The organism is Streptomyces davaonensis JCM 4913 (assembly GCF_000349325.1).
In the GTDB taxonomy this organism is placed as follows: domain Bacteria; phylum Actinomycetota; class Actinomycetes; order Streptomycetales; family Streptomycetaceae; genus Streptomyces; species Streptomyces davaonensis.
The window spans coordinates 791,350-810,713 of record NC_020504.1 but is presented as its reverse complement, the minus strand read 5'-3'; the positions used below and the strand labels follow the sequence as shown (position 1 = coordinate 810,713).

The following is a 19,364-nucleotide window of genomic DNA, read 5'->3' as shown; positions in this document are numbered from 1 at the left end:
CGAGTACATGAGGTTGCTCCCGCCGTCAGACGACCGGAGCCGGACGGCTCGGCACGCTGAAGTGCGTGAAACTCAGCCGCCCCGCTCGCCGGGCCACCCTCGCCGTCCACGTCATCGCCTCCGCCGCCTGGCTCGGCCTCAGCCTCGGCCTGCTCGCGCTCGGCTCCACCGCCGCGGGCACCGGCTCACCGGTGACGGTGGAGGCGTCGGTCCGGGCCATGAAGCTGTTCGCGGACTGGCTCCTGCTCCCCGTCGCCTTCCTGACCCTCCTCAGCGGCCTGCTGCTCTCCCTCGGCACGCCCTGGGGGCTGGCCAGGCACCGCTGGGTCTGGACCAAGTTCTGGCTGACCCTGGCCACCACCACCGCCACCGTCTTCGCGCTGCGCCCCGGAGTGAACTCCGCGGTCACCGCCGTCGCCGCGGGCGGCCCGCTGCCCGACTCCGGTGATGTCCTCTTCGGCCCGATCGTCTCCCTGACCGCATACGTCTTCATGACCGTGATCTCGGTCCTCAAGCCCTGGGGCCTCACCCGCCGCGGACGGCGTCTGCGCACCTCGGCCGCCGCCCGCGAGCGGGTGCGCCAGCCGGCCTGACTGGCGACGAGCAGGCCGCGGGGAGACGATTTCGGCGGAGGAGCCATGACCGAGCAGCCCGCGGAGGATCAGCCGGCGCCACCCGGCCGATGGCGCCGGCACCTGCACGTCACCCTCCCCGGCTGCTGGGGCGCACTCCTGCTCGCCTGCCTGTCCTTCACCCCCTCGCTCCTCCCGCGCGGGGGCGTGCTGCAAGGACTGATCTGCGGCATCAACGCGGGCATCGGCTACGGCCTCGGCGTCCTCGCCGCCGCCGTCTGGCGCGCCTTCGCCGACCGCGACCCCCGCCCCGCACGCCGCTGGTCCTGGCCGGTGTTCCTGATCGGCGGGACCGCCCTGTTCGGCATCGCCTTCGGGCTCGGCCAGTACTGGCAGCACGAGATCCGCGACATCATGGGCGTACGGGAGTTCAGCGTCGTCCAGGCGGTCTTCGCACCCCTGATCGCCCTGCTGGTCCTCGCCCTGATCCTGCTCCTCGGCCGCGCGGTGCGCGGCCTGTACCGGTGGGTGTCCCGGCAGCTGATGCGGTGGATCGGGGAGCGGGCCGCGAAGGCGGTGGGCTGGATCCTGGTGGCCGGGCTGTCCTGGCTGGCCATCAGCGGACTCCTGCTCGACGGCATCGTCAGCGCCGCCAACAGTGCCTTCTCGATCCGCGACACCGAGACCCCGCAGGGCATCGAACAGCCCACCACGAGCACCCGCTCGGGCGGCCCGGGATCCCTCGTCCCGTGGGACTCGCTGGGCAGGGAAGGCCGGGTCTTCATCGGCTCGGGCCCCTCGTCCGAGGCCCTCACCCGGTTCAGCGACCGGCCCGCACCGGAACCGATCCGGGCCTACGCCGGTCTGGACACCGCCGAGGACACCGAGGACCGTGCCGCACGGGCCGTCGCAGACCTGCGCCGCGCCGGCGGTTTCGAGCGCGCGAACCTCCTGGTGGCGACCACGACCGGCAGCGGCTGGCTGGACCCGGCCTGTGTGGACACCTTCGAGTACCTCAACAACGGTGACACCGCGACCGTGGCGCTCCAGTACTCCTATCTGCCGTCCTGGCTCTCCTACCTCGTCGACCAGTCCAAGGCCCGGGCGGCAGGCCGTGAACTGTTCGATGCCGTCTACGACACCTGGTCGAACCTGCCTCCGGACGAGCGCCCCCGGCTCTACGTCGCCGGCGAGAGCCTCGGTTCCTTCGGCGGCGAAACGGCCTTCAGCGGCGAGTACGACCTGCGCAACCGCACCGCCGGCACCCTCTTCGCGGGACCGCCCAACTTCAACACCCTGTACCGGGAGTTCACCGATCACCGCGAGTCCGGCACCCCGGAGGTGCAGCCCGTCTACAAGGACGGCCGGACCGTGCGCTTCGCCACCGACGCGAGCGAGACGATCCCGCCTACGGGGGACCCCTGGGACGACAGCCGGGTGCTGTACCTGCTGCACCCCTCCGACCCGATCGTGTGGTGGGGGCCGCACCTGATCCTCGACGAACCGGACTGGATCGGGGAGGCGCCCGGCCGTGACGTCCTGGAGGACATGTTCTGGGTGCCCTTCGTGACGTTCTGGCAGATCACCGCCGACCTGCCGTTCGCCACCGAGGTCCCGGCCGGGCACGGCCACAAGTACCGCACCGAGTACGTGGACGCCTGGAACGCCGTCCTGCGCCCGGCCGACGTCACGGAGGAGGACCTGGCGCGACTGCGGGACATCATCGCGAACGGCTGACGAGCGCTCAGCCGTCGAAGCCGCGCCGGGAGGACTCGATATGGCCGAGGTGACGGCGGGTCCAGCGGCACAGGCCGTCGATCGTCTCCCGCAGGTCCTGGCCCGGCGCGGTCAGCGTGTACTCCACGCGCGGCGGCACGCTGGCGTACACCGTCCGCTCCACCAGGCCGTTGCGCTCCAGCATGCGCAGGTTCTGGGTGAGCATCTTGTGGCTGATGCCCTCGACCTCCCGGCGCAGCTCGCTGAAGCGCAGCGTCCGGTCACCGAGGAACTCGATGATCAGCAGCGCCCACTTGTTGGCGACGTCCGAGAAGATCTCCCGCGCCAGCGAGTCCGCGCGCGCCAGATCCGCGTCCTCGGCCGTGTCGCCCCTGACCTGCTTGGTCACCATCAGGTTCCTCCGTCACCGAAAAGTGCGTTCTTCCATGTCAACGCACACTCTCCTACGGTTCCTGAGTAACCACAAGTGACCACATGAAGGGCGCACACCATGGCCATCACCCTCCTCAACCCCGACGGACTGCCCGAGATCGACGCCTACCGTCAGGTGTCGGTCGCGACCGGATCCCGGCTGGTCTTCGTCGCCGGGCAGGTGTCCTGGGACGACAAGGGCGTCACGATCGGCGAGGGCGACCTCGCCGCCCAGGTCGAGCGCTGCTACCTGAACGTCGCGACCGCCCTGGCCGGGGCCGGCGCCTCCCTGGCGGATCTGGCGAAGCTCACCGTCTACGTCGTCGACTGGACGCCCGACAAGATGCCCCTGCTCATGGCGGGCATCGCCCGAGCGGCCGAGGCCCTCGGGGCGGCGCCGCTGCCGCCCGCCACCCTCATTGGCGTCGCCGCCCTCGACGTACCCGAACACCTGGTGGAGGTGGAGGCCACCGCGGTCATCGACTGACGCCACCGGCGGTGGTGATGCGCCGGACCGCCTCGGCGGTCAGCGCCCGCTCGTGCGGCTCCCGCGAGAGCGCCCGGTGCAGGGTCAGCCCTTCGATCAGGGCGTCCAACTGGCGTGCGGTGTCCGGGGCGAAGTGCTTCTCCAGATGGTCCCGGCTGCGCCGCATCCAGGCGTCGGTCAGCTCCCGGTACGCCGGTTGGCGCGCGGCGAGCGTGTACAGCTCCTGGGTGAGGACGAGATCGCGTCGGCTGCCCTCGGAGAGCGCGTGCACAAGGTCCGTCACGGCCTCGCGGGCCTGCTCGGGCCCCTCCGGGGCGGCGAGGTAGGCGTCGAAGACGCCCACGATGTGATCGGCGAACCGCCCGAACGCCTCCCGCAGCACCTCCTCCATCCCACCGAAGTGATACGTCATCGACCCCAGCGGCACCCCGGCCCGCGTCGCGATCTTCCGGTGGGAGACGCCCGCGACCCCTTCCTCGGCGATGAGATCGAGGGTGGCGGTCAGGATGCGCTCGCGGCGCTGGGGATCGGTGTGTCCGGTGGCCATGGCGGCGGCCCGCTCTCAGAGGGTGCGGACGACGCGGGCGGGACTGCCGACGGCGACGACACCCGCGGGGAGGTCCTTCGTCACGACCGAACCGGCGCCGATCACGGAGTCGTCCCCGATGCTCACCCCGGGCAGCACGATGACCCCGCCGCCGAGCCACACATTGTTCCCGATGGTGATCGGCCGCGCGGCCTCCAGCTTGTCGCGCCGGGGCTGCGGCTCCAACGGGTGTGTGGGAGTGAGCAGTTGGACATTCGGCCCGATCTGGCAGTCCTCGCCGATGGTGATCGTCGCGACGTCCAGTGCGGTGAGGTTGAAGTTGACGAAGGTGCGCGCGCCGATGGTGATGTTGCTGCCGTAGTCGACGAACAACGGCGGCCGCACATAAGCCTGTTCACCCAGCGCACCGAGCAACTCCGCCAGGATCCCCTGCGCGTTGTCCGGATCCTCGGCATGGGCGGTCTGGTAGCGGGCGGCCAGCCGCACGGCCCGCTGCTGCCTGCGCGCGATCTCGGGGTCGTCGGCGATGTAGAGGTCGCCCGCCAGCATGCGTTCGAGGTTGGTGCGGGGATCGTCCGCGAAGTAGTCCGTCGCCATGTGTACGAACGTACACTCCGGTGCGTGTCGAATGCGGTGGGTCCCGATCGACGTGAGGGTGAAGGCAGGATTCCAAGGGCCCTCAGGACCCCAGAGCCCAGGAGCAACTCATGGTGACCGTGACCGCGGACATGGCGATTTCCCTCGACGGCTTCGTCGCCGGACCCGGTGTCAGCCTGGACAACCCGGGAGGCGACGGAGCCGAGGTGATCTTCGACTGGATCCACGGCCTGGCGAGCTGGCGGGAACGTCAGGGCATGACGGGCGGCGCGGAGAACCGCGACTCCGAGCTGATGCGCGAGTGGTTCGACGCCACCGGGGCGGTGGTCATGGGCCGGATGATGTACGACACGGGCGAGGAGTTCTGGGGCGACAACCCGCCGTTCCGGACCCCCGTCTTCGTACTCACCCATCGCCCCCGGCCGACCCTGGTGAAGGAGGGCGGCACCACCTTCACCTTCGTCACCGACGGCATCCACAGCGCCCTCGACCAGGCGAAGGCCGCCGCCGGGGACCGGAACGTCGACATCGCGGGCGGTGCGAGCACGGTGCAGCAGTACCTCGGGGCGGGACTCATCGACGAAGTGCAGCTGCACGTGGTGCCCGCACTGCTCGGCGCGGGACTGCGGCTCTTCGACGGGATCGGCACCGAGCGGCGCAACCTGGAGATCGTGAGGGTGGTCGACACACCTCTCGCCACACACCTGAAGTACCGCTTGGTGAAGTGATCCGGTACCGCGGGACTCCCTGGCTTGACCTTGCCGCAGCGGCAACGTTTCTACTGGCCGCATGCGAAGCGAAGAGCGTTCCGGCGCGGTGAAGGTGTTGAGGAAGGCAGTGCGCTGGTCGTCGGCGGCACTGCTGCCCGGTGAGCTGCTGCTGATCCTGTGCGTGGCCGGGGGAGTGACCGTCCCGCCGGCCGCCCGACTGGCGGCGCGGCTGGCGGTGCTCACCCTCATGATCGCGGCGGGCACCCTGCTCCCGCTCGACTACCGCCGCCACCGCCGGGCAGGTCTCGACCCCCGCCCGGCTCTCCTCGGCGCGCTCGCCGACACGATCCCGGCGCCCGTGCGCAGGCTGACCGCCCACGAACTGTTCCTCTCCACCAGCTTCGTGCGCTGGGTGACCCGCCGAGGACCGCACGGCGTACGTGAGGGCGATGTGTCCGTCCCCTACGCTCCGGGCCAGACGGCGGTGATGTTGGGCTTCTTCTTCGTCTGCGTCGTCGAGACCGTGGCCCTCGCCTTCCTGATCCCCTGGCCGGTGGTGCACGCGGTCACCCTCGTCCTGGACATCTGGGGCTGCTACTTCGTCATCGCACTGCACGCCTCCTGCGTGGTCCGCCCCCACGTCATCGCCCCCGACGGCAGCCTGCGCCTGCGCTACGGCGTCCTTCTGGACATCCGGATCCCGGCCGACCGTGTCGCCTCCGTGCGCCAGGACCGCAAGTTCCCCGAGGGCAAGTTGGCCGCCGTGGACGACAACGGCGTCGCCGACATCGCCGTGGCCGGTCAGACGACGGTCACCGTCGAACTCACCGAGCCCGTCGCCTACATACGTGCCCTGGGCACGCCGGCCGAGGCCCGCGCCTTCCGCTTCTACGCCGAGGACCCCGGCGCGGCGGTGGCGGCGCTGCGGGCGGCCATGGTGAGTGGGCGCGCCTGAGGTGGCCGACGCCGTAGCCTGATCGCCATGGCAGCGGAGGGCGAGGCACTGACCGGCGGTTTGGCGAACGCGGGAGCGGTCTTCCGGCGGGGCGAGTTGGTCGACCGCCCCGCACCACCGAACGCCAGCCACCTCCACGCCCACCTGCGAGCGCTGAGGGAACACGGCTTCGACGCGGCGCCGACCCCGGTCGAGCTCACCGCCGACGGCCGGGAACGGCTGACCTACATCCCCGGCACCGTGGCCCTGCCGCCCTTCCCGGGCTGGGCGTTGACGGACACCGCCCTCGCTTCCGTGGGCGCCCTGCTGCGTCGGATGCACGACGCGGCCGCCGAAGTCGGTGTGGACCCGGACGCCGCATGGCCCGCCGACTTCGCCGACCCGGCGGGCGGCGGACCGATCGTCTGCCACAACGACGTCTGTCCGGAGAACGTCGTCTTCCGCGAGGCCCGCGCCACGGCGCTGATCGACTTCGACTTCGCGGCCCCGGGCCGCCCCGTCTGGGACCTTGCGATGACCGCTCGCTACTGGATCCCCATGCTCGACCCGGCCTCCTCGGCGGCCCTCTACCCAGCGGCGCTCGACGCGCCCGCCCGCCTGCGGCTCCTGGCCGACGGTTACGGCCTGCCGCCCGGCGAACGCGCCGAGTTCCCCGGTGTCATCGAGCAGGCCACCGAGACCTGCCGTGCCTTCGTGGCCCGCCGCGTCGCCCAGGATGACCCCATCTACCGCCGCATGCTCGACGAACGCGGCGGCTGGGAACGCTGGGACCGCATCCGGTCCTGGCTCGCCGCCCGGCGCGAGGAGTTCACGGCCGCCCTGCTGAACTGACCGGCAAAGAGGCCGGCGGCGGTCACCGGCAGAGCGCGTCGATGTCCTCGACGTACGTCGGGAACTGGGCCCGGGCGTCGGCGATGATGGCCTGTGCGCTCCGGCGCGGAGTGCTCGCGTGCCGTTCCGCGAGCGAGGTGAGCGTCGGATCGGGGCGGCCCGTGTGGTCGTCGTACTCGACGGCCTCCATCGGGCCGATGCCGTCCGCGAGGACCCACAGGAAGTCGGACAGCGTCCCGGCGACGACCCCGCAGGCGCCCTCGGACCCCATGAAGACCACCGGCTGCTCGACGAGCGGCCGCCCGGTGCGCACGCACCACAGCGCGGCCAGCCCACCGGTGCCGTCCTGCCCGAACACGCGGTAGGCGGCGCCGTCCAGTTCGTGGTTGCCGGTCCAGTTCCGCAACCAGTCCGTGGTCTCCGCGGCGGAGTCGAAGGCGTCGTACGGCTCGAAGTCGATGCCGTTGCCGTCGTCGTAGTCGAACTCGACGGCGGCGATGTCGGCCAGGGCCGGCGGCAGTGCGCGGTCGTCGACAGGTGTCTCGGTCACGCGCGCAGACTAACCGCCGGCTCTGACAACGGGTTGCTCAGATGCCGCAGGAGGGCGCCGACCAGTAGGGGGAGGGGTCGAACGCGACGTGGGTGTGGTCGTTGTGGCCGGGGTAGCCCGGGCCGAGGATCTCCGAGAAGCCGTGCGTCCGGGCCTGCTGAGCCAGTCGGCACAGGGACGGGGAGCCGGTGAGGTCGGCCGCGTCGCCGTACAGGTGGCGGCTGGTGGAGGAGCCGCCGACGGCGCTGTTGCAGGCGTAGGAGCGGAAGCCGCTGGAGATGCTGATCGGGACGTCGCCGAGCGCGTGCCGCATGGCCTCCAGCTTCCACATGGTCTTGAGGGCGTTCGCCTTGGCGGTGGCGGCCGAGACGGCCCCGCCGGACCAGTCGGAGTTGCAGCGGTTGAGCTCGCCGTAGGTGAAGTGGATCGGAGTGCAGTCCGCGTCCTGAAGGGCGTAGAGCTTGTTGAAGGTCTGCGACCCCGCGATTCCGTCGGCCGTCAGGCCGTACGCGGACTGGAACTTCTTCACGGCGGCGGCGGTCCGGGCGCCGTACTGGCCGTCGTAGGAGAGCCGCTCGCCCGAGGTCACCCAGCCCGCGACCCGGATCTGCAACTGCGTCACATCGCTGCCGGAGGAGCCCTGGGACAGCGTGCGGCTCCACGTGTAGCACTCATCGGCGTGCGCGGTACCGGCGGCGGCGCCCACGCCGACCACCGCACCAGACATGATCATGACAAACGCGGTGAGGGAACGTGCCATCCGTCTGAACATCCGACCTCCAGGCCGTCGACTGCCCTATGACTGCGACCGCCGCCCCCTGTGACGACGGCACCAGCCCAGCCTGAGGCCAAGCGCTACGCGCGTCAACGGCCTGCCTGTGGCGGGGTGGTGAACGTCCGCCGCCGGGTGTCGCGCGGGCGGTGGGGCGGCCGCACTCGATTCTGTCGAATCGAAGCCGTGGCGGGATCGGTTCGTGCCACCATGACTTGCGCGCAGGAGCGCGGAGATGCGGGGGAGGGCCATGGGGGACGGAGAGGTCGTCGAACTGGAACTGCCCGGTGGTGGCGCGCTCTTGGTGCGGGCGTTACCGGTGGCGGTCGACGGGGACGAGTTGGACGACGAGGACGGTGGACCGTCGAACGTCGGGCTGCGCGAGGCCCTCTCCTTCGCGGCCGTCGGCACCGCGTTGCGTGGGGTGGCGACGACAGTGCAGGACGCGCTCCAGTCGGTGAAACCCGATGTGGTGGAGGCCGAGTTCGGGCTCAACCTCGCTGTGAAGGGTTCGCGGGTGGTCTGCCTGCTGGTCGACGGGGAGGCCACGGCCACGTTGCGGGTCCGCCTGGAGTGGCAGAACGGTTCGGTATCCGGCAGCCCGTGACGCGTATGGACGCCGAACCGGACGAAGTCCTGGATCTGCTGAGCGGCTTTGTCGTCAGGGTCAGCGGTCCTGGTCTGCGCGGAGGCAGTGGATTCTTCGTCGGCCGCGCTCTTGTTGTCACCTGCGCGCACGTCGTCGCGCTGCACGCGACGGGCGGAAACCGGCCGACCGCCGAGCGGGCCCGGGTCACTTGGGCCGGCGGCCATGCCGAGGGTTCGGTCGTCGCGTTGCCGCCGTCGTACAGCGGTCCGGACGACGTGTGGGATCCCCCGGACCTCGCAGTGATCACGCTGGACGATCCGCTGCCGGATCACCCCTGGATCCCGATGGCCGACAAGCAGCCCGGCATCGGACAGCGCCTGTGCGCCGCCGGATACAGCGCGGTCTACGAGCAGACCGCACGTCTGGGTGTCGGCACGGTGGAATACGAGGGACCGGCCATCCAGGGTGAGGGCCATGCCGTACTCCAGCTGAAGGGCGGTGAACTGTCCCCGGGGATGTCCGGCGGCCCGCTGCTCGATCTTGAACGGGGTGAGGTATGCGGGATCGTCACCACCGCGCGCCGAAAGAACCTGCCCATGGGCGGGCGGGCCATCGGTGTGTCCACCGTGCGGAGCCTGTTTCCCGCTGTGTGGGAAGCGAACAGGGCTCCGAACCCTCTGGACACCGAGCTGTGGCGGCTGCGTGCGGCGCTGCAGCACGAGTACGCGCCGGGCGCGGTGTTGTCGCTGCGTGAAGAGAATGCGCTGCTGCGTGCCGCTCGACGGTCCAGGCTCGCACCCGCTGCTCTGTACTGGCGTTCCGTGCACCGCGACTACGGTGAGCCGGCCGGCCCGATCGACACCGTGGCCGACGCGCTGAGGGAGGTCGCGGACGCTCCGGCCATGCTGGACGGACCGCATCCATTGCTCCAGTTCATCAAGCAGGTCATGGACGCGGCGCTGCCGCAGGACTCCGGCCCGCTGGCCGGACTGGTCGATCTGGTGGCGCAGCGGCTGGGAGTGCCCACGCCTTCCCCGGTCGCGCCGCCCGCCACCACCACCGACGGTGTCGCGGCCATCAGCGTGCACCTCGACACCCAGACCCCGGACGGCGACCGCTATTTCCTGCGCGTATGGAAGTACCCGGATGTGACCGAGCCTCCCTACCCCGTGCTCTGTGACGACCAGCCTCTGACGATTGCCGAGGCCCAGGCGCAGTTCCGGGCCGTGATTCCGTCGGCGATTCGGGAACTGGCGGAGATCAGCAGTGACCTGATCATTGAATTCGCCTTGCCTACCGCCAGGTTGAGCTCGGTGGACGTCGACACCTGGTACCTGTCGCAGGCCTGGGCGCCAGTCAGCCGCCAGTACCCGGTGGTGCTGCGTGCTCTGGACCGGAGACCGGAGACGTTCCCGTCCTGGACCACGCGATGGCGACGTCTGCACCACGGCCCCGACGGCGACGCCAGGATGGACTGGGTGGACTGTCACCAGGACATGCCCCCGGAACAGTTCTTCGCCTGGCTCCAGCAACAACAGGACCTGACCGTGCTGGCCCTGCCGTTCAGCCCGCAGGCCGCGGCGCGTCAGCACGTACTGGAGACGGCCTTGTACGCGGGCATCCCGGCGGCTGTCTGGACACGTGCCGGATGCTCGGCGCGATGCCGCCTTCGGGGCGCGCCGAGCCAGGGCAGCGCACAGGGCAGCGAATCCGAGGCTGCCACGGGGGCGTGCGCCGGTGCGGCCTTCCGCCATGCCTTCGCCGCGGAACTCGCCCGCAGCAGCGTGAACGAGCTGCCGGAGCTGATCATGAAGCTGCGTGTCGACGCCGTCACGTCCACCGGCCACTGCGGGGAGCAGGTCGTTCTGCTCTGGGACGACGCCACCCGCAAACTGCCCGGTGACGGCCCCGCGCTGCGCTTCCCCGAGCACAACGCCCAAGGAGGGCAGCTGAGTTGACCGACTGGCGGATCTTCCGCGGAACGAACACACCGCACGACGGGATCACCCGACTCCCTCCACCACAGGCATGGCGTGCGTTCGACGGCGGTCCTCTCATCACTGCCGAAACGATCGAATGGTCCCCCGTCGACCTGGTGCGGGCGATGTTCTACCAGGCCGCCCCGGAGATCCTCGACCTGGTCAACGCCGCCCTCTACCTGCGTCGCCCCCTGCTCGTCAGCGGTAAACCCGGGGTCGGCAAGTCCAGCCTGGCGCTGGCCATCGCTCACGAACTGGGACTGGGCCCGGTACTCCGGTGGCCCATCACCAGCCGCACCACCCTCAAGGACGGGCTGTACACCTACGACGCCATTCGCCGCCTGCACGATGTCTCGACGGCCAAGCAGCAAGAGGACGCCGAAACCGACATCGGCCGCTACATCACGCTCGGCCCCCTGGGCACCGCACTGTTGCCCCGAGAGCGACCGCGCGTCCTGCTGATCGACGAGATCGACAAGAGCGACATCGACCTCCCCAACGACCTTCTCAACGTGTTCGAGGAGGGCGAGTTCACCATCCCCGAACTGGAGCGCGCGGCCCGGGGCGAACAGGCCGACGTCAGCGTCTCCACCGCCGACCGCAGCTCCGAGGGAGTCGTCGTCCACAGCGGGCGAGTCCGCTGCCGGGCCTTCCCGTTCGTCGTGCTCACCAGCAATCAGGAACGAGAGTTCCCACCCGCGTTCCTGCGCCGGTGCGTTCACCTCCAGATCCCACCCCCGGACCACGACGAACTGATGCGGATCGTCGAAGCAAGGCTCGATCCGGAGATCAGCGCGGAGGCCGCCGCATTGGTGACAACGTTCCTACGGCGCCGCGACGCGAGTGACCTCGCCACCGACCACCTGCTCAACGCCCTGTACCTCACCTTCCACGCCGCCCGCGGCGGTGGCGACCGAGAACAGCTCGCCCAACAGCTTCTCGGCCACCTTCCCCCCACGGGCCCATGACGCCCGACTTCGACCACATCCTTGCCGCCCTCGAGGGAATCGGGGTCGACCCGACCGCTCGCGAAGCAGCCGAGGCGCTCTGGCTCGCCACGCACATCGCTCAGTCCGCGACCGCGAAGGCCGCGCACCCCCAGCGCCCGCCCACGCAGGGCAGCGACACCCCCGGCCCCGTGACTCACACAGACGGACGGACCGCGCCGGTCACACCAGCCGCCTTGCACGCCTCCACCACCGGTGCCGCCACCACCGCGGCCGGTCAAGGCTCCACTCGTGCTGTGGCCGTCCGAGTGGCCGACGCCCCCGCACTGACGCACGAGCTCGACCTCCTGCGAGCCCTGCGGCCGCTGAAGCGTAAAGTCCCCTCCCGCCAGCGCGTACTCCTCGACGAGACGGCCACCGCCGAACGCAGCGCGGAGCAACGGCTGTTCCTCCCGGCCACACACCCCGAGCCGGAGCGCTGGCTCAGCCTCGCCCTCGTGATGGAGACGGGCCCCACCATGGTCGTGTGGCACTCCCTCGTACGAGAGCTCACGGCGCTGCTCCAACGCACGGGTGCCTTCCGGGACATCCGCCTGTGGCATCTGCATCCCGCCCCCGACGGGTCGGTGGGTCTCCATCCGCAGGCGGTCCCCACGAGCCCGCTCCACAGCCCCCGCGAGATCCTCGACCCGACCGGACGGCAAGCGATCTGGTGTGTCAGCGACTGTGTATCGGTTCTCTGGCAGCACGGCCGCGCAGATCGCCTGCTCGAACTGTGGGGGCGCGCAGGCCCACTGGCACTGATCCAACCGCTTCCGCAACGGCTCTGGCGCCGCACCGGGCTCCCTCTGGAGGAAGTGCGCCTGCACAGCGGTATGCCGGGTCTCCCCAACACGCGTCTGCGCACGGCTCGGTCAGGCAGCGCTGCCCTACTGGGCGAACCCGTGACAGGGACGCCGGTACCAGTCCTCGAACTCGACCCGGCGTGGCTCGGGTTGTGGACCCGCTTGGTCACGGCCACCGCCCCGGGCGGCGTCCCGGCCGTCGTGACGACGACGGGCCACCCCCGGGACGGTGCCACACTGCCCGACGGCGCCCAGGCCGCCACCGAGGACCCTCTGGGCCTGGTCCGCGCCTTTCGCGCACATGCTTCTCCGCAGGCCTACCGCCTCGCCGGCTTCCTGGCCACGGTTCCCCTCACTCTCCCGGTCATGCGGCTCGTCCAGCGCGTCATGCTCCCCGAGACACGCCCTGCCCACTTGGCCGAGGTCCTGCTGAGCGGCCTCCTCCGCCGTACGCGGCAGGACTCGGTCAGCCCCGAGTTCCGCTTCGTCGACGGAGTTCCAGAGGTCCTGCGAAGCACGGTCAGGCGCTCCGACTCCCGTCGTGTGCACGACGAGGTCTCGGCCTATCTGACCGCCCATGCGGGCGACGCCAGGGACACACAGGCCTTCGCCGTGCTCCCTTCGGGCCAGGGGAACGTCACCTTGCCTGCCCCCGGGCCGTCCTTCGGGCGGATCGACCTGCGTGACACCTCGGTCAGCTCCGGCTCCGGACCTGCCCCGGGCCGAGGCGAGAGTGGACCGCTACGTGTGCGCGAGTCGCTGGTCACCAGAATCGCGAATGTCGTCCAGTCCTCGGAATCGGCGAGGCACAGCACCCCTCGGAGCCTGCTGGTCTCGATGCTGGAGACGGAGCTCGGTGTTCCCCTGGTGCTGCCGGAGCATCCGCTGTGGGCCTGGGCGCTTGATCTGGTGAGAACCTGCACGGAGCAGCCGGACGGCGTTGGCGTTCTGGTGCGGTGCCTGCACTACGTCGAGCAGGAGTCGTCGGCCGTCAGCGCCCTGCGGCCGCTGTTGGACGAGTGGGAAGCGGTCCAGTTCTTCGGCTATGCCGATCTGTCCCTCCTTCGACCTGTCCTGGACAGGGTGAGAGGCGGCACAAAACTGACGGCGTTCGCGCGGCGAGCGAGCCGGTCACGGGTCCAGGAGCTGCCGTTCTGGTGCCAGACCGGATGGGACGTCTTTCTCCGCCTGGCCGGCGAAGTCACTCAAGCCGGTCAACTGCCACCCAGCATGGCTTTCCTCGTGTTGGCGGCGGACCGTATGACGAATGAAGGGCAAACGGCGGACGCTCTGCTTCTGACCCGCTTCAATCGCCAACAGGCGTCTGTCCTGGGCGTGGAGGTGCAACTGGCGGACTGGGAGCGTCCGGAAGTCTCGCAGCGGACGCCCCTGCGTGCGTACCGGTTGCTCCTTATCCAGGTCGAGCCGGACCACGTCGATACAGACGGTTACTACTTTTCGCACTGGCGGCAGGCTGATTTGGAGGGTTGGCACCCTGCCCGCGGTGACACCTATCGGCACAGCCGGGAGGAGTTGCCGGGGGCAGTGCGTGGGGTTGTCCAGGTGACGGAAGAGCAGTGGTCCGATGCGCCGGAGCCGGTGAACCTGGAATTCGTCCTGCCGTGGGAGTTGCTCAACGAACCGGTCGAGTGGTGGCTGAAGGATGGGGAACACCCCTCCCCGACCCCGCTGGCTCTGGACCATTCTGTGGCGGTGCGCAGCCTGGAGCGGATGGGGCGGCAGGCCTGGCACCGGCGCTGGTACACAAAGTGGCGTCAGCTGACGGAACGTCCCGAACGCAGCCATGCATTTTGGAGCCTTCCGGGGAGCGACGACAACTACCTCTTCCATCTGGAGCGGGAACTCAAGGAGGACGGCGACGCGGTGTGTCTGGTGCTCAGTGCACCACCTGGCGACGACCCCGGGGTCGGCCGTCGAGAGGCGCTTGCTGGGCTCCGGGCGGGTGTACCCATGATGATCTGGGACCGCCGTGGCCCCATGGACCGAGCCTTCTCCGATGCAGTTGCGGAGCTCGTTGAAGACCTTCGCCCCGAGAGGATCATGCAGCGAGTTACCAAGTTGCGCCACGAGGCACTGACAGTGGGGCCGGAGGCATGGGACAGCCACGTCGGCCGCAACCTGGTACTCCTGCTCGATGATCCGGAGCGACAGCCCCACTCGCCCGGTCCCGTTTGAGTCGATCTCCTTGCCCGGCAAGGAAGTTGCTACCGTTCCGATCATGCCGCGTCTGCTGGACGTCCCCGGATACCCCCTCTTCTGGACCGCCTCCGCGGTGTCGGCGTTCGGGTCGCAGGTCTCGGGGCTGGCGCTGCAGATTCTCACCGCGGTGACGTTGAGCGCCTCGGCGACCGAGGTGGGCGTCGTGAATGCCGCGCGCTGGCTGCCGTATCTGCTCTTCGGGCTGCTCGCCGGAGTGCTGGTGGACCGTTGTCGGCGCAAGCCGATGATGGTGGGTACGGATCTTGCGCGGGCGGGCCTGCTGGCCGCGATACCGGTGTTGTACGCACTGGACCGGCTCAGCATCTCCACGCTGTGTCTGTGCGTGTTCGCCGTGGGGCTGATGAGCCTGTTGTTCGAGGCGGCGAGTCAGTCCTACGTCCCTCAGTTGGTGCCGAGGGAACTGCTCAACGCAGGGTATGCACGGACCGAGCAGGCCAGTGCGGTGGCCGGTTCGACCGGGCCGCTGATCGCCGGGGTGCTGATCAAGTACCTGGGGGCGCCGCTCGCCGTACTGCTGGACGCGCTCAGCTATCTCGTCTCCGGGTTGCTCCTCGTGTCCGTCAAGGCGCATGATCCCGTCCCCGAGCGTGGCACGCGGCGCGGTGTGGGCCGTGAGCTGCGCGAAGGTGTGGCCTGGGTCTACCGGCACCGCACCCTGGCACCCATCGCGCTGACCTCGCACGCGATGCTGCTGTTCAACACCATGGTGAGCACGGTGTTCGTGGTCTTCGCCCTGCGGGAGTTGGGGATCGGCGACCTCGGTCTCGGCGTGACCTACGCCTGCGCCGGAGTGGGCGCGGTGCTCGGCGGTGCGCTGTCCGGGCGGCTGCTCGCCAGGTTCGACGTCGGCGTCACGCTGATCGCCTTCCGGGTCATGGCCGCGGTCGGCTGGCTGCCCATCATCCTTGCCGCGCGGGGGAGTTGGGCGCTGGCGTCGGTGGCGCTCGCCTTCTTCCTGGTGTCGTTCGCCATCGGGGTCGAGAGCCCGGTGGAGGTGAGCTATCGGCAGCAGGTCACGCCCGACGGGCTGCGCGGGCGGATGAACGCCACGATCCGGTCGTTCAACTGGGGGATGGTCGCGGTGGGGGCACCGCTCGGGGGTGTCCTGGCCGACCAGGTGAGCTATCGGTTCGCCATGGGGGTCGGGTTCGCGGGGGCTGTTCTTCAGGCAGGGGTGCTGGCGGTCTCCCGGGTGCGGGAGGCGCGGGGAGCGGACGCTTCGGCGGGTGTCTGAGGTGCGCGGAGTGCGGGTGTCCGAGGCGCGTCAAGGTTGGTGGCGGGTGCGTCAGGATCGCGTCAGGAGTGATCCGTGGCAGGTCAGGGGCGGGCATAGCGTCGGAGTGCGAACTGCCGAGACCACTCGTCGGAGGAATTCCATGACGGAGATGTTGTACGCCGAAGACCCCGAACCGGCCGATCGACCCCCGGCCGGACCACTGCTCGTACCGGTCCGGCCGGGACCGTCAGGATGTGCGGCCCGCCTCTTCCGTACCCCTCTCGGCGCCCGTACGGCCGTCGCCTTCACCTCCGAGCGACGGCTGATCGGTACCCTCGGCCCCGAGCAGCCGTGGATCAGGCTCGCCGAGGCCGCGCTGCGGACGCTCGTCTCCCCGCTCGGCGTCACCACCGTCACCGTGGACCCCACCTTCTCCGCACCGGCTCCCCGTCCGGTCGGAACCGTGGCGCAGGTGCCCGTACCGGTGGTGGCGGGGCGGACCGGAGGGGAGGGGATGGCGCGATGACCGCCGTACAGGAGTCCGCCCCCGCCCTGGGCGACCGGCTCTCCGTCTGGCCCGCCGCCACGACGGAACCCCGGCCGGGTGAGCTCGCCGTCGCCGGAGTGCCGCTCGCGGAGATCGCCGACCGGTTCGGCACCCCGGTGTACGTCCTCGCCGAGGACGAGGTGCGCGAGCGGTGCCGTATGTATCGCAGCGTGTTCCCGGACGCCGAAGTCCTGTACGCGGCCAAGGCGTTCCTGTGCCGCGCCATGATCCACTGGGTGGGGGAGGAGGGCCTCGGGCTCGACGTCTGCTCCGCCGGAGAGCTGGAGTTGGCGGTCACCACCGGCTTCCCGGCCGATCGGATTGTGCTGCACGGCAACGCCAAGTCGCCGCAGGACCTCGCCACCGCGCTGCGGCTCGGCGTCGGCCGTGTCGTGATCGACAGCCCGTCCGAGATCGCCCGGCTGGCGGCGGCCGTCGGGCCCGGCGGACACCAGAAGGTCATGGTCCGGGTCGTGCCCGGCGTCAGCGCGGGCGGCCACGAGAAGATCCGCACCGGTACCGAGGACCAGAAGTTCGGGCTGTCCATCTCCGACGGCTACGCCCAGCACGCCATCGCCCGGATCCTGGACCAGCCCCAGCTCGAACTGACCGGCCTGCACTGTCACTTGGGGTCCCAGATCACCAGCGACAAACCGTATCTGGCAGCCGTCCGACGCATGGTCGGGCTGATGTCGCGCCTGTACGGGCAACACGGCCTGGTGCTGCCCGAACTCGACCTCGGCGGCGGCCACGGCATCGCCTACCGGCCCGGCGAACCCTCCCTGGACCTCACGCGGTTGGCCCGCAAGCTGCGCACCGAGCTGCACGCGGCGTGCACGGCGGCGGGACTGCCCGTGCCCCGGCTGATCATCGAGCCGGGGCGGGCCGTCGTGGGGCCGGCGGGCGTCGCGCTGTACCGCGTGCTGGCGGTGAAGCGCGGTGGTGAGCGGGTCTTCGTCGCCGTGGACGGCGGCATGAGCGACAACCCGCGACCGGCGCTGTACGGCGTCCGGTACGCGCCCCGGCTGGTCGGCCGAAGCGGGAGTGCGACCTCGGCACGGGTGACCGTGGTGGGCAGGCACTGCGAGGCGGGCGATGTGCTCGCCGCGGATGCGGAACTCCCCGACGACGTACGCCCGGGAGACCTGCTAGCCGTACCCGTGGCCGGTGCGTACCACCTGTCCATGGCGTCCGGCTACAACCTCGTCGGCCGTCCCCCGGTGGCCGCCGTCCGGGACGGTCACGCCCGGCTGCTGGTACGTCGGGAGTCGCTGGACGACATCCGGAGCCGTGACGTGGGTCTGTAGCCGTGACATGGGTCGGTAGCCGCGGGCCTTTACGCCTCCGCCCGGACGAAGACCGGCTTGAGGTGCTTCTCCGGGAGCGCGGTCGGCAGGTCCTCCCAGTCGATGACGTCGGAGACCACCTTCTCGGGGGCGACCTTGCCGGACGCGGCGAGGGCGAGGGCGTCGGGGATGTGGGCGCGGACGTTGTCACGGGCGATGCGCAGGGTGACGCCGGTGAGGTACATGTCGAGCAGAGGGAGTTCGCCGGGGCGGAAGTGGTTGCCCGCGCTCTCGCAGATCCCTTCCGGGGCAAGGGACTTGACGGTGAGGGCGAGCTGGTCGACGCGGCCGGTGGCCTCCACGGCGATCTCGAAGCTGCCCTGCGGTGCCGGTTCGAGGGCTTCGGCGGTGGCGGCTCCGAAGCCTTCGGCAAGGGCGCGGTGCCGGGGTTCGGGATCGACGTAGAGCACCTCCGAGGCGCCGAGCGCACGGGCGATGTCGCACACGTACAGGCCGATGCTGCCCCGGGCGACGACGAGGACCCGGGCGCCGGGACGCGCCTTGAGGTGCGGGGCGACGAGTCGCCAGGCCAGAGACCAGTTGTCACTGGCGGAGGCCATGGCGACCGGGTCGAGACCGGCGGGCAGCGGTACGAGCATGGCGTCGGCGTACGGCACGCGGACCAGGTCGGAGAAGAGGCCGCCCCAACTGCCGCCGATCGGGGCGCCGTACATCGCCATGTACGGCACGCTCGCGCAGTGCGCGGTCAGGCTCTGCCGACAGCGGTCGCAGGTACCGCAGTTGATGGACCAGGGGACCACGACCAGATCGCCGGGGGCGACAGCGGTGACGGCGGCACCGGTCTCGACGACGCGGGCGACGCACTCGTGGCCGAGCGCGAAGGGGGGTTCGATGAAACCGTGACCGGCCAGGATGGAGGAGTCGACATCGCAAGGGGTGGCGGCGACGGGGGCGACGATCGCCTCCTGGTCGGAGCGGAGCCTGGGGTCGGGGGCCTCGCGCCATTCGACGGTGCGGCGGGCGACGTAGGTCAGTTCACGCATCGGCCCGCTGTTCCTTCGCGAGCGCGACGAGATCGGCGTACCGGACGACGGAGCCGCCGGCACCCCAGGTGCCGTCGGGCTGCTCGTGCACCAGCACCCACACCCGCAGCGCGCCTTCGGCACCGAGCCCGGCGGCGCCCAGCACGGCGCGCGTCACCTCCTCCACGAGCCCGCTCTTCCGCCGCTGGGACAAGGCGCTCTGCGGCACGGTGACCTCCACCAGGAAGCGGGGTTCCTCGTCCTCGGCGGTGACCTGGGCGCCCTCCGGCAGCTCTACGAGATAGCTCCACGCCTGCCCCCGAAAGAACGCGGTGTCCGGCGCCCCTTCCCACCGAAGCAGCACCGCGGCGAGCTCCCGCTGCACCCCGTGACGCCCTTCCTCGGTCAGCGAACCAGCAGGCGCAGTAAGCCGGATCATCGGCATGAGCACACCTCTCCCTTCGGCCCGGCAGACGGGCCATCGAGGTCTATAACGACTGTC

20 protein-coding genes are annotated in these 19,364 nt (G+C 70.4%); 13 read left to right on the top strand and 7 right to left on the bottom strand.

Features of this window, described 5'->3' with window-relative positions:
* The first annotated feature begins 65 nt into the window (after window positions 1-65).
* Together BN159_RS03535 and BN159_RS03530 are read left to right on the top strand one after the other, a co-directional pair.
* On the top strand, window positions 66-593 hold the full coding sequence (locus BN159_RS03535; RefSeq protein ID WP_015655526.1) for a DUF2269 family protein: 528 nt from the start codon (window positions 66-68) through the stop codon (window positions 591-593).
* A 45-nt stretch (window positions 594-638) separates the two neighbouring features.
* On the top strand, window positions 639-2,309 hold the full coding sequence (locus BN159_RS03530; protein ID WP_015655525.1) for an alpha/beta hydrolase: 1,671 nt from the start codon (window positions 639-641) through the stop codon (window positions 2,307-2,309).
* Between the two features lie 7 nt (window positions 2,310-2,316).
* On the opposite strand, the gene BN159_RS03525 is transcribed toward BN159_RS03530, so the two are convergent.
* A complete protein-coding gene (locus BN159_RS03525) occupies window positions 2,317-2,700 on the bottom strand; it encodes a winged helix-turn-helix transcriptional regulator (protein ID WP_015655524.1) in 384 nt (127 codons plus the stop codon).
* Window positions 2,701-2,799: 99 nt separating this feature from the next.
* Between BN159_RS03525 and BN159_RS03520 the strand changes: the two genes are divergently transcribed.
* Window positions 2,800-3,207 (top strand): RidA family protein, encoded by a 408-nt coding sequence (locus BN159_RS03520; RefSeq protein WP_015655523.1) that lies wholly within the window; start codon window positions 2,800-2,802, stop codon window positions 3,205-3,207.
* On the opposite strand, the gene BN159_RS03515 is transcribed toward BN159_RS03520, so the two are convergent.
* Complete coding sequence (locus BN159_RS03515; RefSeq protein WP_015655522.1) at window positions 3,197-3,754, bottom strand: TetR/AcrR family transcriptional regulator; 558 nt, start codon at window positions 3,752-3,754, stop codon at window positions 3,197-3,199. The two genes, BN159_RS03520 and BN159_RS03515, sit on opposite strands and share 11 nt — an antisense overlap.
* Before the next feature lie 15 nt (window positions 3,755-3,769).
* Window positions 3,770-4,351 (bottom strand): sugar O-acetyltransferase, encoded by a 582-nt coding sequence (locus tag BN159_RS03510; protein WP_015655521.1) that lies wholly within the window; start codon window positions 4,349-4,351, stop codon window positions 3,770-3,772.
* Window positions 4,352-4,461: 110 nt separating this feature from the next.
* On the opposite strand from BN159_RS03510, the gene BN159_RS03505 reads away from it, so the two are divergent.
* The 3 genes from BN159_RS03505 (at window position 4,462) to BN159_RS03495 (ending at window position 6,847) form a co-directional block, all read left to right on the top strand.
* Window positions 4,462-5,079, top strand: coding sequence for a dihydrofolate reductase family protein (locus BN159_RS03505; RefSeq protein ID WP_015655520.1), 618 nt, complete (start codon window positions 4,462-4,464; stop codon window positions 5,077-5,079).
* A 61-nt stretch (window positions 5,080-5,140) separates the two neighbouring features.
* Window positions 5,141-6,016, top strand: a complete 876-nt coding sequence (locus tag BN159_RS03500; protein ID WP_015655519.1) for a hypothetical protein — start codon at window positions 5,141-5,143, stop codon at window positions 6,014-6,016.
* A 27-nt stretch (window positions 6,017-6,043) separates the two neighbouring features.
* The gene (locus BN159_RS03495) at window positions 6,044-6,847 is read left to right on the top strand and encodes a phosphotransferase enzyme family protein (protein ID WP_015655518.1); all 804 of its coding nucleotides are present in this window, start codon (window positions 6,044-6,046) and stop codon (window positions 6,845-6,847) included.
* A gap of 22 nt (window positions 6,848-6,869) precedes the next feature.
* On the opposite strand, the gene BN159_RS03490 is transcribed toward BN159_RS03495, so the two are convergent.
* Window positions 6,870-7,397: a hypothetical protein gene (locus BN159_RS03490; RefSeq protein WP_015655517.1), complete on the bottom strand. Its 528-nt coding sequence runs from the start codon at window positions 7,395-7,397 to the stop codon at window positions 6,870-6,872.
* 37 nt (window positions 7,398-7,434) lie between these two features.
* On the bottom strand, window positions 7,435-8,169 hold the full coding sequence (locus BN159_RS03485; RefSeq protein ID WP_015655516.1) for a D-Ala-D-Ala carboxypeptidase family metallohydrolase: 735 nt from the start codon (window positions 8,167-8,169) through the stop codon (window positions 7,435-7,437).
* A 250-nt stretch (window positions 8,170-8,419) separates the two neighbouring features.
* Between BN159_RS03485 and BN159_RS03480 the strand changes: the two genes are divergently transcribed.
* The 7 genes from BN159_RS03480 (at window position 8,420) to lysA (ending at window position 17,840) form a co-directional block, all read left to right on the top strand.
* Entirely contained in the window at window positions 8,420-8,776 is a 357-nt protein-coding gene (locus BN159_RS03480) for a CU044_2847 family protein (RefSeq protein WP_231905571.1), read from the top strand.
* Window positions 8,777-8,781: 5 nt separating this feature from the next.
* Window positions 8,782-10,716, top strand: coding sequence for a VMAP-related conflict system protein (locus BN159_RS03475; protein ID WP_015655514.1), 1,935 nt, complete (start codon window positions 8,782-8,784; stop codon window positions 10,714-10,716).
* Window positions 10,713-11,705: an AAA family ATPase gene (locus BN159_RS03470; protein ID WP_015655513.1), complete on the top strand. Its 993-nt coding sequence runs from the start codon at window positions 10,713-10,715 to the stop codon at window positions 11,703-11,705. Before BN159_RS03475 ends, BN159_RS03470 begins: the two co-directional genes overlap by 4 nt.
* Window positions 11,702-14,725, top strand: coding sequence for an SAV_2336 N-terminal domain-related protein (locus BN159_RS03465; RefSeq protein ID WP_015655512.1), 3,024 nt, complete (start codon window positions 11,702-11,704; stop codon window positions 14,723-14,725). Before BN159_RS03470 ends, BN159_RS03465 begins: the two co-directional genes overlap by 4 nt.
* 43 nt (window positions 14,726-14,768) lie before the next feature.
* The gene (locus BN159_RS03460) at window positions 14,769-16,004 is read left to right on the top strand and encodes an MFS transporter (RefSeq protein ID WP_015655511.1); all 1,236 of its coding nucleotides are present in this window, start codon (window positions 14,769-14,771) and stop codon (window positions 16,002-16,004) included.
* A 142-nt stretch (window positions 16,005-16,146) separates the two neighbouring features.
* A complete protein-coding gene (locus BN159_RS03455; RefSeq protein WP_015655510.1) occupies window positions 16,147-16,512 on the top strand; it encodes an SAV_915 family protein in 366 nt (121 codons plus the stop codon).
* Complete coding sequence (lysA, locus tag BN159_RS03450) at window positions 16,509-17,840, top strand: diaminopimelate decarboxylase (protein WP_015655509.1); 1,332 nt, start codon at window positions 16,509-16,511, stop codon at window positions 17,838-17,840. The genes BN159_RS03455 and lysA overlap by 4 nt, the downstream gene beginning before the upstream one ends.
* A gap of 29 nt (window positions 17,841-17,869) precedes the next feature.
* On the opposite strand, the gene BN159_RS03445 is transcribed toward lysA, so the two are convergent.
* Together BN159_RS03445 and BN159_RS03440 are read right to left on the bottom strand one after the other, a co-directional pair.
* Window positions 17,870-18,883 carry a zinc-dependent alcohol dehydrogenase gene (locus BN159_RS03445; RefSeq protein WP_015655508.1) on the bottom strand — a complete coding sequence of 338 codons (1,014 nt, stop codon included), beginning with the start codon at window positions 18,881-18,883 and terminating at the stop codon, window positions 17,870-17,872.
* Window positions 18,876-19,307 (bottom strand): tautomerase family protein, encoded by a 432-nt coding sequence (locus BN159_RS03440; RefSeq protein WP_015655507.1) that lies wholly within the window; start codon window positions 19,305-19,307, stop codon window positions 18,876-18,878. Before BN159_RS03440 ends, BN159_RS03445 begins: the two co-directional genes overlap by 8 nt.
* Between the last annotated feature and the right edge of the window lie 57 nt (window positions 19,308-19,364).

What these genes read in the sequence shown, in the direction of transcription:
- BN159_RS03530 (WP_015655525.1), top strand. Translation starts at nt 639, where the DNA reads ATGACCGAGCAGCCCGCGGAGGATCAGCCGGCGCCACCCGGCCGATGG.
- BN159_RS03525 (WP_015655524.1), bottom strand. Translation starts at nt 2,700, where the DNA reads ATGGTGACCAAGCAGGTCAGGGGCGACACGGCCGAGGACGCGGATCTG.
- BN159_RS03520 (WP_015655523.1), top strand. Translation starts at nt 2,800, where the DNA reads ATGGCCATCACCCTCCTCAACCCCGACGGACTGCCCGAGATCGACGCC.
- BN159_RS03515 (WP_015655522.1), bottom strand. Translation starts at nt 3,754, where the DNA reads ATGGCCACCGGACACACCGATCCCCAGCGCCGCGAGCGCATCCTGACC.
- BN159_RS03510 (WP_015655521.1), bottom strand. Translation starts at nt 4,351, where the DNA reads ATGGCGACGGACTACTTCGCGGACGATCCCCGCACCAACCTCGAACGC.
- BN159_RS03505 (WP_015655520.1), top strand. Translation starts at nt 4,462, where the DNA reads ATGGTGACCGTGACCGCGGACATGGCGATTTCCCTCGACGGCTTCGTC.
- BN159_RS03500 (WP_015655519.1), top strand. Translation starts at nt 5,141, where the DNA reads ATGCGAAGCGAAGAGCGTTCCGGCGCGGTGAAGGTGTTGAGGAAGGCA.
- BN159_RS03495 (WP_015655518.1), top strand. Translation starts at nt 6,044, where the DNA reads ATGGCAGCGGAGGGCGAGGCACTGACCGGCGGTTTGGCGAACGCGGGA.
- BN159_RS03485 (WP_015655516.1), bottom strand. Translation starts at nt 8,169, where the DNA reads ATGTTCAGACGGATGGCACGTTCCCTCACCGCGTTTGTCATGATCATG.
- BN159_RS03480 (WP_231905571.1), top strand. Translation starts at nt 8,420, where the DNA reads ATGGGGGACGGAGAGGTCGTCGAACTGGAACTGCCCGGTGGTGGCGCG.
- BN159_RS03475 (WP_015655514.1), top strand. Translation starts at nt 8,782, where the DNA reads ATGGACGCCGAACCGGACGAAGTCCTGGATCTGCTGAGCGGCTTTGTC.
- BN159_RS03465 (WP_015655512.1), top strand. Translation starts at nt 11,702, where the DNA reads ATGACGCCCGACTTCGACCACATCCTTGCCGCCCTCGAGGGAATCGGG.
- BN159_RS03460 (WP_015655511.1), top strand. Translation starts at nt 14,769, where the DNA reads ATGCCGCGTCTGCTGGACGTCCCCGGATACCCCCTCTTCTGGACCGCC.
- BN159_RS03455 (WP_015655510.1), top strand. Translation starts at nt 16,147, where the DNA reads ATGACGGAGATGTTGTACGCCGAAGACCCCGAACCGGCCGATCGACCC.
- lysA (WP_015655509.1), top strand. Translation starts at nt 16,509, where the DNA reads ATGACCGCCGTACAGGAGTCCGCCCCCGCCCTGGGCGACCGGCTCTCC.
- BN159_RS03445 (WP_015655508.1), bottom strand. Translation starts at nt 18,883, where the DNA reads ATGCGTGAACTGACCTACGTCGCCCGCCGCACCGTCGAATGGCGCGAG.
- BN159_RS03440 (WP_015655507.1), bottom strand. Translation starts at nt 19,307, where the DNA reads ATGCCGATGATCCGGCTTACTGCGCCTGCTGGTTCGCTGACCGAGGAA.